A 682-nucleotide genomic window follows, 5' to 3' on the forward strand; every position below is an offset into this window, starting at 1 on the left:
GACCACGGAGAAACAGGCGTGGGAAGTGTTCCGTCCCGCGAGATTGATGTGCAAGCGCACGCCATTGCTGATGGAGGCATTCGGCATTGAAGTGAATGCTTCCAATATGAATTGTCCGGCAGACGGAGCCCGGTTTGAGCCGCTGATCGGCAATCCCGGCGATGGGCAGTCACCCAGTTGTGCGATTGTGGACGAATATCATGAACACGATACTGATGATCTTTATACCACCATGCTGACGGGCATGGGCGCACGGCGACAGCCGCTGATGTGGGCGATCACCACGGCAGGTTATAATATTGAAGGCCCGTGTTATGACAAGCGGCGTGAGGTGATTGACATGCTGTCCGGCAATGTGCCCAACGAGGAATTGTTCGGCATGATCTATACCGTGGATGAGGGGGATGACTGGACCTCACCGGACGTATTGCGCAAGGCCAATCCGAATATGGGGGTCTCAGTCTATGCTGATTTTCTGCTGAGCCAGCAACAACGCGCCCTGAATAACCCGCGTTTAGCCAGCGTATTCAAGACCAAGCACCTGAATATCTGGGTGTCTGCGCGGGAGGCTTACTTCAATATGGTGAGCTGGAAACAGTGCGAAGACACCTCACTGACACTGGCGCAGTTCGAGGGGCAGCCCTGTTTTCTGGCCTTTGACCTTGCCCGCAAGCTGGACATG

Annotated in this window: 1 protein-coding gene; it reads left to right on the plus strand. The window is 55.0% G+C overall.

The window, feature by feature from the left end; all coding sequences use genetic code 11:
• Positions 1-682: terminase large subunit domain-containing protein (locus tag AACS92_RS02990; RefSeq protein ID WP_193757025.1), on the plus strand; the 682-nt coding region annotated here is incomplete at both ends.

This window comes from Xenorhabdus sp. KJ12.1 (assembly GCF_963876495.1).
In the GTDB taxonomy this organism is placed as follows: Bacteria; Pseudomonadota; Gammaproteobacteria; order Enterobacterales; family Enterobacteriaceae; genus Xenorhabdus; species Xenorhabdus stockiae.